Genomic DNA, 13,302 nt, shown 5'->3' with positions numbered 1-13,302 from the left:
GCCGGCCGCCGTACCAGCCGCCACCCGCGACGGTACCTCCACCGACGCCGGGCGCAGGCCGGACAAAGCCGCGTCCGCCTTCCGTGCTGGCAACGGCGCCACCCCTGAAGCCGCCGGGGCTGCCGGGTGCAACGGCCGTACCGCCACCCCTAAAGCCGCCACCACCACTGGGTGCAACGGCCATGCCGCCACCTCTAAAGCCGCCACCGCTGGGTGCAACGGCGGCGCCGCCGCCACCGCCTCTAAAGCCACCGCCACCGCCGATAGCCGCGCCACCACCACTGGGTGCAACGGCCATGCCGCCACCGCCGCCCCTGACACCACCGCCGCCGCCAACACCACCTCTGCCTTCCTGGGCCTGGACGGCGCTAATGCCCGGCGCGACCAGCGGCAACACAAGCGCGATCGCCGCTGCTGTACTCAAAACTTTCAAGTTGATCATTGTCGGCTCCATTTGCGGGATATTGGGCCTAACCCCTTTAAGGCGTAGACGTTCCCGAGCCCGCGCCTTGATTGCGCGCAGCGCATAGCCTGTCAGATCGGAACTGTATGCGGAATGAACGGATTGAGCCGATTCCACGACGGCGTGCGGGCGCCATCGTGCCGTGCAAGGTCCGTCCGGCGGGCTGGCATAGCAGCCTTTGTCTGGACAATCCGCCCCGCCGGTGGCATCAGAGCGGCACGACATCTCGAACCGGCCGAGCCCTCATGAAGCTGTTTCTGCTGAAATTTTTCACTTGGTGGAACGGTCAGACGTTCGGCACCCAATTGTGGACATGGCGATTCGGCGAGCTGGTCGGCCAGGACGAGCAGGGCAACCGCTACTATCGCACCAAAGGCCGCAAGATCGATCCGACGCTCGGTTTCGAGCGACGCTGGGTGATCTATAATGGGTATGCCGAGGCGAGCCGGGTGCCGCCGTCATGGCATGGCTGGCTGCATCACGTTGTCGACACCGCGCCGACCGAGGAGAGCTACACGCCGCGGGAATGGGAAAAGCCGCACGTCCCGAACCTGACCGGCACGCCCGCGGCCTACCGTCCCTCCGGCTCGACGCTCGCCAGCGGCCGCCGGCCCAAGGCGACCGGCGACTACCAGGCCTGGACACCGGGAAGCTGAACTCTCGATAAGTTTACCCCGATTCCGCCGCCGGCGCCTTGTCGGCATTATGGGTGTATATACACTTATGACATGAAGCAACCTTCCGATCACGATACCGACTACATGGCCTGCGCCGGCTGTTTCTGTCTCGCGTCGCGGCAGGCCGCACGGAAAATCACCCGGCTCTACGATTCCTATATGCAGGGTTCTGGCGTCCGCGTCACGCAGTTCACCATCCTGTCGCAGTTGATGCTCCGCGGTGAAATGCCGATCGGCAAGCTTGCGGGCCTGCTTGGGATGGAGCGCACCACGCTTAGCCGCAACCTGACCCTGCTGGAAGGCAAGAACTGGATTTCGATCAGCGCCGGCGAAGATCCGCGCGCACGGATGATCGCCATAACCGCGCAGGGACGCGGCCTCGTTCGCCGCGGATTTCCCTACTGGTCGAAGGCGCAGGCGCATATCGGCAAGTTGCTCGGCGCCGACGGCCAGGCCGCGTTGAAACTTTTGAGTTCCCGAAATTTGGGGTGAGACGAACCGGACTCTTGGCCGACATAGTTCATCTCAATAGGTGTAACTACACTTAAGGAGATGTGTCATGCTGGACTTCATCGGAACTATCGTTCTCGTCGCTGCGATCATCGTCAGCATCAATGCGCTGACCGGCGCGATGCCGATCAGCACAGCCCAACGTCTCGCCGTTTCGGTCGGCGCCGGTCTGTGGACGGGCCTGGCTGCCGCGCTCGCTGGAGCGAACCTGTTCCTCGGAACGAACCCGGTGGGGCCGCCGGTGATCGGCACAGTCATCGCGTTTCCGCTGGTCGCGACTGCCGTTGCGGCGTCGATCTCGCCGGCTGTGCGCGCTTCGCTGCTCGGGATGCCGATGCCGTTCCTGATCGGCCTCAATGTCTGGCGCTTGGGGGGAGGATTCTTCCTGCTCCTCGCAGCCGAAGGGCGGCTGGCCGGACCATTTCCATATTCGGCAGGCTGGGGCGACATTATCACCGGCGCGCTCGCGTTGCCGGTGGCCTGGCTCGCGCTGCGCGGGCAAGGCAAGGCGCTGGTCTGGGGTTGGAATGCGTTCGGGATGCTCGACCTTGTGGTCGCGCTTGCGCTCGGGATCACCTCGGCGAGTGGCTCGCCGCTGCAGATCATTCACGTTGGTGTTGGCTCGGCGGGCGTGCAGGTGCTGCCGTGGTCGCTGATTCCGACCGTGCTGGTGCCGATGTTCCTGATCGTGCACGCGGTCATTTTCGCCCAACTGGCCCGTGCCGGCAGGGGTGCGGAGGCGTCGTAACGACGATCATGATCTTGATCCCGGCCTGTGGACAACGGTAACAGCGGGGACATTCCTTGGCGCCGTCTTGCGCTGTGCGCGTAGTGGCGGTTCAATAGGGACATCTTACGGAGATGGGAAACCATCGCGTCGGTGTCGGGCTCCAGCTCGCGACTGCCCCGATTTGCAGCGGCTACCGATCAGGATACGGCCGGGAGATAGGCCCCCGGTGCAGAGGTTCTGAAATCGCCCGCTAATGTGTGGCTGCCGTAGGACAGGAAAGGTCGTCTGGGAAACCAGGCGGCCTTTTTCTTGTGTGCGGGCGATATCGTGTGTTGTTTTTGTCATCGTCCGCCTTGTGCGCAATTGCGCACTGGGGCGCCATTTCCGTAAAACTGGGCACTCCAAAACCAGCTGTTTGATCTTGTGCAGTAAGCCGTCATTGGCGGCCGGTGTGGCTCGTAATCGCATCGGCGAACGACGGCCACAGGCGCGCGAGTGCCTGGCGAAGGTCCTGGCCGAAGGGGTCGCTCGCCGGCACCTCGTCGAGCAGCGTGCCCAGGTAGTAGCCGCCCTGGCTGTCCTGGACGTCCCATTGCGGCTCAAGATCGAGCGCCTTCACCTCGTCGGTCACGATGGCGGCAAAGCGGTCAGCGCCGAATCTGCTTTTGGCGATGCCGATGAGATCATGCTCGTGCCACACCCGGCCGTGAAGTCCGCCCCAGGTGATGTTGAGCGCGACCGCGACCGCAAGCCTGATATCGTCCTCGGTCGTCATGCCGTTCCGGGCCACGAATTCGGGATAGAGCGTCCGGGTGGCGTATTCCTCGTGCTCGCCGTCTCGCTTGGCGATGTAGGTGCGAAAGATGTCGGTCGATCCGCGGTCGAGAAGCAACAGCGCACGCATCGCATGGGCGAGGCCGCCAGTTGGCTGCTCGCGCAGGTACTCGTTGCGAGGCTGGCTGCCCTCGCCACCCTCAAATCCGGCGTGATAGACCGTGAGCAGGCGGCGCAGCGCCGGCAAGGCCTGCGTCATCCTGCGTTCGACGAGGATGTCGAAGAACTCGCGCTCGCGGACCGTCCTGCCGCCAACCTCGAAGGTGAAATCGAGCTCCTCGGCGCGGATCATCGACCGAAGGCCCTGGCGCTCGATCTTGCCCGCCATGTCGTCTAGGCACGCGGTGACGCTCTCCGCTGAGAGGTCGGGAAGCTCGACGCGGTTGGTGATGAAGCGGTCGACGATAATCTCGGCTTGCGGATCCTTGATGTCTAGCGTCGGGCGGCGGCGACCGCTTGTCGAGCACTCCTCAGCAACGGCGAACCGTTGCCGCAACGCCTCCTCCAGTCCCGGGTCGGACGCGCGCGATCCGAACAGCCGGCCTATCCAGGACGATCGCTTGACGAGCCCCGACCTTGGACGCCATTCGGCGGTTGCGGCGGCGGGGTCGACGATCAGGATGCCGCTAGGACGGTGCAGCTCATCGTCGTACGTCACGACGAGCAGTCGGCCGTCGGTGTGCTCGACGGCGGCATCGAAGCCGTGGTGGTCGTGGTGGATGTGGAGCCGCCAAACGTCCTCGCCCGGGGCGAGCTTTGCCTCGTTCGCCCAGAGTTGGCCGTCGGCGAGCCGGATCGTGCCGTCAGGTCCGGTGACGATGCTGTCATAGGCCGTAAGCCGTGTCAGTGTGTCGACGGACCAGATTTCGAGCGTCCAGGAATTGTAGACATAAAGCCGCGCCTCGTCGGACGACAGGAATGCGCTCGCGGAAGAGTTGATCTCTGTGCGCATAGTGGTGGTGCCGCCTGCGAGATCGTAGACCGCTATCTCGCCCCTGGCGCCGCCGATCGCCAGAACGGCCCTGCTTCCGAGCGGCCAGGCGTATGTGGTTCGCCCGTAGTTGAACGGCACCCAATAGCGCGATGCTCGTCCGCCGCCTTCCTTGATCCGCACTGCCGATATGTAAGCTCGATCGGCATGGACGACGTCGACCGCTCGCTCCATAACTGGCTGTCCTCCGGACAAATCGCGCATCGCCCCTTCAGCGGCATGCGTTCGGGCCTTTTGCTGGTTTCGATCTACCTCCGGAACGTAAACATCCATGCAGGCCAGCGGCCGGCAGTTGCAGCGAATTCGTTAACTTTCTGGCAGCTTGTTGCAGTGAGGCGTAGCGCAAGGCCGCGGGGCATCGCAGATTGACCAATTGGAGCGCGTGGCGGGCTGCGGCATCATAGTGCCACAGCGAAGACGTAGTGCCCATCTTCATCGGCCGTGGCGCGCCAGTTCGGTACAAAACTGGGCACTCCAAAACCTGCCGTTTTTGCGCTGGAAGCGGCGACGACTTTCGCGTCCACGTCGTCTCGCTGCGCGAGCGCGCGACCAAAATAGCCTTGCCGGTTACGGAGCGAGTTGGGAGAGGATTGTGGGGTCTTCGATACGATCGTCCTGAGCTAACAGCATCGCCTTCGAGAGGATCAGCGCCGTCGTTGCATCGCCCTCAAAGGAAAGAAATCCTAGATCGTCTTCGCCGGCTGTCGGCACAATGCACAGGTGGCGGCCGCTGGCCGCGAGTTGGCTGGCGCCTGATCCCAAATGGATGCGATAGGTCATTCGCTTGCCGTCGACGATCAGCCAATCGCCGGCGAAGTGACAGCTTTCCGCGATGCTCAGTGATGGCAACAGCGACTCCAGGAATGCTTTACGCACCGCTTGCGCTTCTCCGCGATTGGCGCTGGCAAAGGCGTCACGATATCGCGCTGCGCCTGGCACTTCCGAGAGCGGCCGCCGGGCATCCGCGCCACGGTCGGACCAGAAGCGGTCTGCCGCGACGGAGGTTGCGTCGATGGCGCTCTCCAGGTCGCACAGCGTCTCACTGAACGCCATGGCGGGAACCTGATCGAGCGGCAGAGGCTCGGCGGCGACGCTTTTCGCATCGAGCGCGTGGAACATAAGCCGATCGGTCGTCACATATTCGTAGTTCGGGGCGCCGTAATCCTCCGGAGTGCTCGGCGCGCCGACGCCGGAGAACCAGAACTCGGCCGCCACGCCGAAAGCGGGCAGCAGAAGCCGGTTCGGCTTGGCGTCCGACCTCTCATCGTAGGCGACGCGGCTCGCCGCGATCCAGCCGCGCTTGCGAAGGATGGCGATGAGCGGCGGTTGATGCAAGATATGACCGGCGAAACGATTGGAATAGGTTCGCGTCTCGCGCTCGGCGTCCGTCACGACGTAGCTCGCGCGCCACGCCTGCGCGAAGGGCTGGCGTATTTCGCTAGCTTTCAGCCGCTCGCGCCAGGCCGTGACGGCGCCCACGCGCTCGGCCAGCGGATGCCACAAACGCACACTGGCTTCCGGCCCCGGAAGCGGGAGAGTCTCGCCATCCGCCAATAAGATCGTTCCGTCGCCGCGCGGAATCCCGTCGAGCGCGACGCTCCCGGTATTGAAGCGCCAGATGAGCCTGCGAGAGAGCGTGGCGACAAGGCCATTTTCGAGGAGACGCTCGCGCCAGTCGGCGAGGCGCCAGCACCGGTCGCGTCGCCATGCGGATTGCAATCGCGCCCGCGCCTCGGGCAGCAGCAGCGCAATGTCGGCTTCAGCCTCGGCAAGCTCATCGGCGAGGGCATTGGCATTCTCGTCCGTAAGCGCAGCCTTCGGTATGCCGCGCTTGCGCCGCGCCTTCGGGGCTGACGTGTCGAGGCTCATCAGGGTCGCCTTGCGCGAGGAGACCACGGCCAGTGTCACTGCGAACGTTCCCAGCATTTCAGTGCGCGTCCCGTCCGGCCCGATGCCGTAGTCGGACGTCGCCAGGTCCTGCATGTCGTCCAGGCCGATTCCCACCCTGGCACCCGCGGCCTCAAGGGCCGTGTCGACGAGCTTTGCGACCGATTTGTCACGGATCGCGCGGCGCAACCGGGCGAGCGCATAGGCGGCCTCGAGGGTTCCGATTTGCCCGAGCGACCACAGCACGGCGTTGCCCGCTACCTTGGAGCGGAAGTCACCGAACTTCTTGAAGTAGAATTCGCGACCCGCCGCCTCAAGCAGAGTCGGAACGCGTGCGTCGTCGATGCGCGACATCGCCCAGACGACGCCGCGGGCGACGGCGACGCAAGGCTCCGACATCGGCCGGCGCAGGCGGTTTTCGGCATCGCTTCGCGCGTAATCGGCGGTCGAAGAATGATGCGGACCAACGAAGACGCCGGCGCTCCACAAGCTGTCCAGAGCCAGACGGCGTAGCGCGAGCTGGGGGCTGCGATGGCACGACGAGCGCGCAAAACCGTCGCAAAGCCGCCAAAGGGTGCTGAACGCCATCGTGGCTTCGCTGGTGTAGTTCCAATCGACCGCGTCGAGTGAATGGTCATGCAGGTGACCGAGCCAGCGCACGAATCCGCCGAGCGCTTTGTCGACACCGATGCGTGCGAGATGTTCGTCGGTTGCCTTCAGCCACTTGGCCGAGGGCTTGGTCGCATCAAGGCTGACGAGATGATCGAGGAAGCGCCCCTCGCCGTCGGCGCCTTCAAAGGTGAAGGCGGCGATGTCGGGGACACCCTCGCCGTCGAACGTGAATGGCGAGGGATTGATTTCCCCGCGCGCGAAACGCTGGAAATCTTCGAGCTCCGCGTCGGCATAGGATCGGAAGCTGGCCTCCGCCACCCGCTGCAACCCCTTGGACTCGCGCAGCGCAGCAAATCCCGGCCGGGCCAAGATTTCCGGCGTCGGAGACGACGTAGAACCTTCGAGAGTCCACCACTGCCAGGCCATCTCGTCATCAGAGACGTCGAAGGTTGCGCGAAACGCCTCGGGATCGCTCAACCAACTCGGCGACGCGAAGCCGTCGGCGAAGGCGCGCTTGACGTCGTCGACGAGCGCGCGAACTTCCCGGTGGAAGTCGCGGTACAACGCCCAGTTGGCGTCGCTGAAGTCTCCACATCGCGCTGCGGCCACCCGCGTTGGCGCGATCGCCTGCATACGCTGGAAGAACGTGTCCTGCCGGCCATAACCGGAAATGTCGAGCAAGGCTTTCGCCGCCGGCTCTAGCGTGCCGCCCTTCGCCAGCAATGTGTCGCGCGCGTCCGCGCTGATGTCATGATAGCGATCGAAGACGATCAGCGCGTCGCGCCGCGCGACGTCCGGCAGCGCCATGCCCTTGGCGACGGCCTGGGCGATCCCCTTGACGGCGCCCAACGATTTCTTCCAGTAGTTGCGGCCGGCCATATTCTTCAGGTCGTAGCCTTGCGGACAATGATGGGCGAGCCAGTCGAGTGTCCGCGTCGCCAGCTCGGCGTCGACGGGATAGCCGGTATCGCACAGGGCCATCATGACGCCTTCGCAAAACTTCTCGAAAAGCCAGACGTCACCTTCGGGTGCATGGACGGGGAAGCCGTTAGCGTAGATTTCAAGCTCGCCGTCCCAGCCAAGATGGGCCTTGACCGCGAGAAGATGCCGGAACAAGGATGCGCGGCGCTCGGCCGGCAGCGCGCGGATCGCCGCGCGGCTTTTCTTGGCCTCGTCCTCCGTAACCCATCTCAGCGAAAACCAGACGCGGGGTGTCCGAGCCGCCGCCAAATCGAACAGCGCGCCGAGATCCGCCACGCTTTGACGATCGGCTCCGGGCATGAGGCGAGCGTGGTCACGCTTCGACGCCAGGCTGTCGTGTTCGTTCTTGTCTCGCAGGGCGGCGCTTGCGAACATGGCGTCACGCGCCTCGTGCAATGCGGTCAGCAACTCGGGGGCGATGTTGGTGCGGTGGTCGGACATGCAATTTTCTTCCGCGGATGACAGAGGTGCCAACGGTTCAAAAAGCGAAGGCCATTATCCGCCTTTGAGCGGCGTCAGGCGCAGGAACACTACGGTACTTTTTGGCGTAAGCAGGAAGGGCGCGTCGAGACCGACGATCTGTTGGCGGTCGACGAGCAGGAAAAAGCGATTTGCCGAGAATGCGCGCAGTGCAGTCTCAATCGCTTCGTCGAGCGTCATGGCGTGCGCGTTCGCGCTCATCGTAACCAAGGCGATGGGCAGTTCGTCGCCGCGCGCGTCGAAACGTTCGAGGAGAGGTTCGAACTCCCGGCGGACCCTCTCGGCAATCAGCAGGCGCGCCGTGATCGGTACGCCCTCGGACCAACGGAACACTCCGGCGGCCATCGGCGGACGCGTCCCGGCTTGATCGCAGTAATCAAGTTCAAACATTGGCTCTCCGCACGAGACACTCGGGCGAACCTGAAACCTCTTTCAATAAATTGACGTTGCGAAAGTCGCGATTTCTTGTTGTTGGTTAACGGTTGCTTACACCCCAGATTCAAGCCGGAAGGCAGTTTGCAGCCGTGAACGCGCCGGCTGGCGAGTCACTCCGTGTCGCCTGACATCTACGCCGCGGCTAGCGAAAAAATTGCAGGACATCGCTGATCATGCTGCCGGAGCGCATCGGCGGCCGCGCCATCATAGCGGCATGGCGAAACAATAGTGCCCATCTTCATCGGCCGTGGCGCGGACGATCCAGTAGTCCGTGATCTCTCGGCTCCAGTTGGCACCTGCGATTACTGGATGCCCGCCTTCGCGGGCATGACGGCGGCTCTTACCCCAGCCGCGCGGCGGCGCGGTTGATCATTTCGCCGCGGCGAATTTGCGCCTGCGCAATCCTGTCTTTCATGAAAGCGAGGATTTCCGGCGGCGCGGTGTCGGGCGAGCCGGAATTGAACGGTGGCGCGGGATTGTATTCGAGGCGGAGCTGGATCGCCTCCGCGGTCTTTTGATCGTGCAGCAGCGAGACCAGCGTCAGCGCGAAATCGATTCCTGCGGTGACGCCGCCGCCGGTGACGCGGTTGCGGTCGACGCAGACGCGCGTCTTGGTCGGGATCGCGCCAAACGCGCTGAGAAAATCCATCGCCGTCCAGTGCGTCGCCGCGCGGTAGCCCTTGAGCAGGCCGGCAGCGCCCAACACCAGTGACCCCGTGCAGACCGAGGTGATGTATTTTGCGCCAGGGGCCTGCTTGCGCAGGAAGGCCAGCATGTCCTCGTCGTTGATCATGTCGTCGGTCCCGAACCCGCCCGGCACGCAGATGACGTCGAGCTGCGGGCAGTCCGCGAAGGTCGTGGTCGGTGTCAACATCAGCACGGAATCGCTCGTGACCGGCTCGATCCGTTTCCAGATCAGATGCACCTTGGCGTCGGGCAGGCTGGAAAACACCTGCAAGGGGCCGGTGAAGTCGAGCTGGGTGACCCGTGGGAACAGCACGAGACCGATTTGCAGCGGCGCGGGCGTTGGAGACGGCGCAGACATCGTGACCTCCGGAAAATTTGGCTTGACGGGAGGCATCCTGCCATGGTCGCCTCGTGTCCGAAATGGCATTTTTCCCTCATTTTAGGACATATGCCAAAAGTTGGGACAGAAGCCAAAAGCGGGCCAGCATCATGATCGGCGTCCTCGTCTTTCCGGATTTCCAGTTGCTCGACGCTGCCGGGCCGATTTCGGCGTTCGAAATCGCGGCGCGCTTTGCCGAGGGCGCGCCATCGATCCGGGTTCTTGCGGTGACGCCGGGACCGGTGCGCTCGTCGTCGGGCGTCGAGATCGTCGCGAGGGGATTGAAGTCGGCATCGGTGATCACCACGCTGATCGTCGCGGGCGGCGAGGGCGTGCGGCAGGCGGCGACCTGCCAGAAGACGCTCGGCTTCGTGCGCGCTATCGCCAAACGTGGCGTCCGCATCGCCAGCGTCTGCTCCGGCGCCTATGTCCTCGCGGAGGCCGGCCTGCTCGACGGCCGCCGCGCCACCACGCATTGGCAGCGCACGCGGCACTTTCTCAAGACCTATCCGCAGGTGAAGCTGGAGCCCGACCGCATCTTCGTGCGCGATGGCGACGTCTGGACGTCGGCCGGGATATCGGCCGGCATCGATCTGTCGCTGGCGATGATCGCGGAAGATTACGGCGACGAGATCGCGCAGAAGACCGCGAAGCAGCTCGTGCTCTATCACCGCCGCAGCGGCGGCCAGTCGCAGTTCTCCTCGCTGCTGGAATTGAAGGCGCCGAACGGCCGCTTCGGGCCGCTCTTGGCCTGGGCGCGCGAGAATCTCGATGCGCCGCTCACCGTCGAGGATCTCGCCGAACAGGCCGGCATGAGTTCGCGGCATTTCACCCGCGCCTTCATGGCGGAGACCGGCACGACGCCGTCAAAGGCGGTGGAGCGGTTGCGCATCGAGGTGGCGCGGCAGCGCGTGCAGTCCTCCAGCGAGGCGATCGAGCGCGTTGCGCAAACCACCGGCTTCCGCGATCCGGAGCGGATGCGCCGCGCCTTTATCCGCGCCTTCGGCCAACCGCCGCAATCGCTGCGCCGCGCGGCAAGGGCGGGGTAGGCACATCGAAAAACTGTTATCTGCGCCGCGGCAAGCGCCAAGACCCGAGCTTATGATTTCACCTTGATGTAGCTGGTCGGAACCGCGGTGGTGAACTTGAGTTCCTCCATCGCGATGGACGAGTTGACGCCGGAGAATTCCAGGCGCTTGATCATCCGCTGATAGACCGCATCGTACGTTTCGATGTCGGGCACGACGATGCGCAGGAGATAGTCGGTTTCACCGGTGAGCCGCCAGGCTTCGACAATCTCGGGGATATCGACGATCACCCGGCGGAATGCCTGCAGCCACGCGGCCTCGTGGCGCGGCGCCTTGACCGACACGAACACCGTCATCGGCAGATTGACCATACGTCGGTTCAACAGCGCCACGCGCCGGACAATGACGCCGGCCTCATCGAGCCGCCGGATCCGGCGCCAACAGGGGGCGGGGCTCAGCCCCACCTTTTCGGCAATCGTAGCAACGGGAACGAGAGAGTCATTTTGCAGGATATCGAGAATTCGGCGGTCGATCGCATCCATTACGTCGCCCTTCATTTAGGCTGAATGTATATTTCTTAATCAAACGAAATATTGAGAGCAGATACCTCATACTTGCGAATTGTAGCAATAGCATTGCTCATATTGATCCAATTCAGAAAAAATTCGATAGCAACGTTGCATCCCCTGCTTGCTATCGTTGCGGCACGGATTCGAACCAGCAGAGGCGGACGGTGATGCGAACGATCGGGCTATTGGGCGGCATGAGCTGGGAGAGCACGGCGGTGTATTACCGGCGGATCAACGAACAGACACGCGATCGCCTCGGCGGCCTGCATTCCGCCGAAGTGCTGATGCGCTCGGTCGACTTCGACAAGATCGTGGCGCTGCAGCAGGCGGATGCCTGGGACAAGGCCGGCACGGTGCTGGCGGGCTTCGCGCGCGATCTCGAAGCCGCCGGCGCGGCATGCGTCGTGATCTGCACCAACACCATGCACAAGCTGGCCGACACCGTTCAAAGCGCTGTGACGGTGCCGCTGTTGCATATCGCCGATGTCACCGGGCAGGCGGTCAAGGCGGCGGGCGTGAAGCGGCCGTTGCTGCTCGCGACCCGCTACACCATGGAGCAGGACTTCTATCTGTCGCAACTGCGGGTCAAGCACGGCATCGCCGCCATGGTGCCGGATCCCGAGGACCGCACCAGCGTTCACGACATCATCTTCGGCGAACTCTGTCGCGGGATCGTGCTGGAACAGTCGCGGCAGCGCTATCTCGACGTGATCGCCAAGGCGAGGGCGGCCGGTGCCGACGGCGTGATCCTCGGCTGTACCGAGATAGGTCTCCTGATCGGCCCGGACCATATCGGCCTGCCGACATTCGATTCCACGCTGTTGCACGCTGATTCCGCTGTCGACTTTGCGCTGGAGCAGAGTGACGCGCCCCGGCGCAATGCCGCATAATCCGGCCATGGCGCCTGCGTCCGCCCCACTTCTCCATCGGATTCTTTTCACGCTAAGAGGTGTCCGCGCTATCCCCATCGGCCTGCGGCCTGCGGCGGGGGATCGCCACGGCACCCTGGAACCCAGTGTTTGATGACTATTGCCCGAACCCCTTCACTGGCCCATTGGGGCGCGTTCAACGCGCTGGTGGAGAACGGCCGAGTGATCGGATGCGAACCGTTCGTGCGAGACGCGCTGCCGTCACCAATGCTCGCCGCCATGCCGGAGATGGTTCATTCACCCCTGCGGATCGCCCGGCCGGCGATCCGCGAAGGCTGGCGCGAAGGACAGCCGCGCAGCGGCGCCGATCGCTTTCGGGAAGTGAGTTGGGACGAGGCGCTCGATCTGGTCGCCGGCGAATTGACGCGGGTGCGCGGCACCTACGGCGACACCGCTATTTTCGGCGGCTCCTACGGCTGGTCGTCGGCGGGACGCCTGCATCATGCGCGCACATTGGTACGTCGCTTCCTGTTTCTCGGCGGCGGCTGCGTCGATCAGATCGGAAACTACAGTTGGGGCGCGGCGCAGTTTCTGCTGCCCCATGTGATCGGCACCTACCAGCCGGTGACCGGCCGCGTGACCGACTGGAACTCGGTGGTCAAGCACACCCGGCTGGTTATCGCATTCGGCGGATTGCGCCTCGAGAACAGCCAGGTGACGTCCGGAGGCACCGGCTCGCACGTGCTGGAATCATGGCTCGGCCGGGCCAAAGCCGCCGGCATCGAATTCGTGGTGATCAGCCCCAGCCGCTCGGATGCACCCGGGTTTCTGAATGCCCAGTGGCTCGCGATTCGTCCGAATACCGACACCGCGCTGATGTTGGCGCTCGCCCATACGCTGCTGGTCGAACAGCGGCATGACGCCGCATTTCTGGACCGCTATTGCACCGGCTTCGAGACGTTGCGCCGCTATCTGCTGGGCGCGGATGATTCAACGCCCAAGGATGCGGACTGGGCCTCGGCGATCTGCGGCATCGATGCGGACAGCATTCGCAATCTCGCGCGGCGCGCGGCCAACACCCGCAGCCTGATCACCTGCACATGGTCGTTACAGCGCGCCCATCATGGCGAACAGCCGTACTGGGCGGCGATCGCGCTCGCCGCGATGCTC

11 protein-coding genes and 1 pseudogene are annotated in these 13,302 nt (G+C 64.1%); 6 read left to right on the top strand and 6 right to left on the bottom strand.

Features of this window, described 5'->3' with window-relative positions; all coding sequences use genetic code 11:
* Nucleotides 1-442 (bottom strand): annotated as a pseudogene (locus CP49_RS47225) (BA14K family protein); the annotation flags it as partial.
* A 266-nt stretch (nt 443-708) separates the two neighbouring features.
* Here CP49_RS47225 and CP49_RS12870 point away from each other — a divergent pair.
* From CP49_RS12870 to CP49_RS12860, 3 genes are all read left to right on the top strand, one after another.
* Nucleotides 709-1,119: an NADH:ubiquinone oxidoreductase subunit NDUFA12 gene (locus tag CP49_RS12870; RefSeq protein ID WP_057850625.1), complete on the top strand. Its 411-nt coding sequence runs from the start codon at nt 709-711 to the stop codon at nt 1,117-1,119.
* Nucleotides 1,120-1,191: 72 nt separating this feature from the next.
* Entirely contained in the window at nt 1,192-1,632 is a 441-nt protein-coding gene (locus tag CP49_RS12865; RefSeq protein WP_057850624.1) for a MarR family winged helix-turn-helix transcriptional regulator, read from the top strand.
* 67 nt (nt 1,633-1,699) lie between these two features.
* Nucleotides 1,700-2,398, top strand: coding sequence for a hypothetical protein (locus CP49_RS12860; RefSeq protein ID WP_057850623.1), 699 nt, complete (start codon nt 1,700-1,702; stop codon nt 2,396-2,398).
* Between the two features lie 418 nt (nt 2,399-2,816).
* On the opposite strand, the gene CP49_RS12855 is transcribed toward CP49_RS12860, so the two are convergent.
* The 4 genes from CP49_RS12855 to CP49_RS12840 form a co-directional block, all read right to left on the bottom strand.
* Nucleotides 2,817-4,379, bottom strand: a complete 1,563-nt coding sequence (locus CP49_RS12855; RefSeq protein ID WP_057850622.1) for a hypothetical protein — start codon at nt 4,377-4,379, stop codon at nt 2,817-2,819.
* A gap of 393 nt (nt 4,380-4,772) precedes the next feature.
* Nucleotides 4,773-8,126 carry a DUF4132 domain-containing protein gene (locus tag CP49_RS12850; RefSeq protein WP_057850621.1) on the bottom strand — a complete coding sequence of 1,118 codons (3,354 nt, stop codon included), beginning with the start codon at nt 8,124-8,126 and terminating at the stop codon, nt 4,773-4,775.
* Between the two features lie 54 nt (nt 8,127-8,180).
* Complete coding sequence (locus CP49_RS12845; RefSeq protein ID WP_057902677.1) at nt 8,181-8,555, bottom strand: hypothetical protein; 375 nt, start codon at nt 8,553-8,555, stop codon at nt 8,181-8,183.
* A 385-nt stretch (nt 8,556-8,940) separates the two neighbouring features.
* Nucleotides 8,941-9,645, bottom strand: coding sequence for a DJ-1/PfpI family protein (locus tag CP49_RS12840; protein WP_057850645.1), 705 nt, complete (start codon nt 9,643-9,645; stop codon nt 8,941-8,943).
* A 131-nt stretch (nt 9,646-9,776) separates the two neighbouring features.
* Between CP49_RS12840 and CP49_RS12835 the strand changes: the two genes are divergently transcribed.
* Nucleotides 9,777-10,715, top strand: coding sequence for a GlxA family transcriptional regulator (locus CP49_RS12835; RefSeq protein ID WP_057850619.1), 939 nt, complete (start codon nt 9,777-9,779; stop codon nt 10,713-10,715).
* A gap of 50 nt (nt 10,716-10,765) precedes the next feature.
* Here the strand turns inward: CP49_RS12835 and CP49_RS12830 are convergent, their stop codons facing one another.
* Complete coding sequence (locus CP49_RS12830) at nt 10,766-11,236, bottom strand: Lrp/AsnC family transcriptional regulator (protein WP_057850644.1); 471 nt, start codon at nt 11,234-11,236, stop codon at nt 10,766-10,768.
* A gap of 194 nt (nt 11,237-11,430) precedes the next feature.
* Between CP49_RS12830 and CP49_RS12825 the strand changes: the two genes are divergently transcribed.
* Together CP49_RS12825 and CP49_RS12820 are read left to right on the top strand one after the other, a co-directional pair.
* On the top strand, nt 11,431-12,153 hold the full coding sequence (locus CP49_RS12825; RefSeq protein WP_057850618.1) for an aspartate/glutamate racemase family protein: 723 nt from the start codon (nt 11,431-11,433) through the stop codon (nt 12,151-12,153).
* A 132-nt stretch (nt 12,154-12,285) separates the two neighbouring features.
* On the top strand, nt 12,286-13,302 hold a 1,017-nt coding region (locus CP49_RS12820), incomplete at its 3' end, for a molybdopterin-dependent oxidoreductase (RefSeq protein ID WP_156438353.1).

It is taken from the genome of Bradyrhizobium valentinum (assembly GCF_001440405.1).
In the GTDB taxonomy this organism is placed as follows: domain Bacteria; phylum Pseudomonadota; class Alphaproteobacteria; order Rhizobiales; family Xanthobacteraceae; genus Bradyrhizobium; species Bradyrhizobium valentinum.
This window is presented reverse-complemented; position numbering and strand designations above follow the sequence as displayed.

Coding starts and splice junctions, on each gene's coding strand:
- CP49_RS12870 (WP_057850625.1), top strand. CDS start 709: ATGAAGCTGTTTCTGCTGAAATTTTTCACTTGGTGGAACGGTCAGACG.
- CP49_RS12865 (WP_057850624.1), top strand. CDS start 1,192: ATGAAGCAACCTTCCGATCACGATACCGACTACATGGCCTGCGCCGGC.
- CP49_RS12860 (WP_057850623.1), top strand. CDS start 1,700: ATGCTGGACTTCATCGGAACTATCGTTCTCGTCGCTGCGATCATCGTC.
- CP49_RS12855 (WP_057850622.1), bottom strand. CDS start 4,379: ATGGAGCGAGCGGTCGACGTCGTCCATGCCGATCGAGCTTACATATCG.
- CP49_RS12850 (WP_057850621.1), bottom strand. CDS start 8,126: ATGTCCGACCACCGCACCAACATCGCCCCCGAGTTGCTGACCGCATTG.
- CP49_RS12845 (WP_057902677.1), bottom strand. CDS start 8,555: ATGTTTGAACTTGATTACTGCGATCAAGCCGGGACGCGTCCGCCGATG.
- CP49_RS12840 (WP_057850645.1), bottom strand. CDS start 9,645: ATGTCTGCGCCGTCTCCAACGCCCGCGCCGCTGCAAATCGGTCTCGTG.
- CP49_RS12835 (WP_057850619.1), top strand. CDS start 9,777: ATGATCGGCGTCCTCGTCTTTCCGGATTTCCAGTTGCTCGACGCTGCC.
- CP49_RS12830 (WP_057850644.1), bottom strand. CDS start 11,236: ATGGATGCGATCGACCGCCGAATTCTCGATATCCTGCAAAATGACTCT.
- CP49_RS12825 (WP_057850618.1), top strand. CDS start 11,431: ATGCGAACGATCGGGCTATTGGGCGGCATGAGCTGGGAGAGCACGGCG.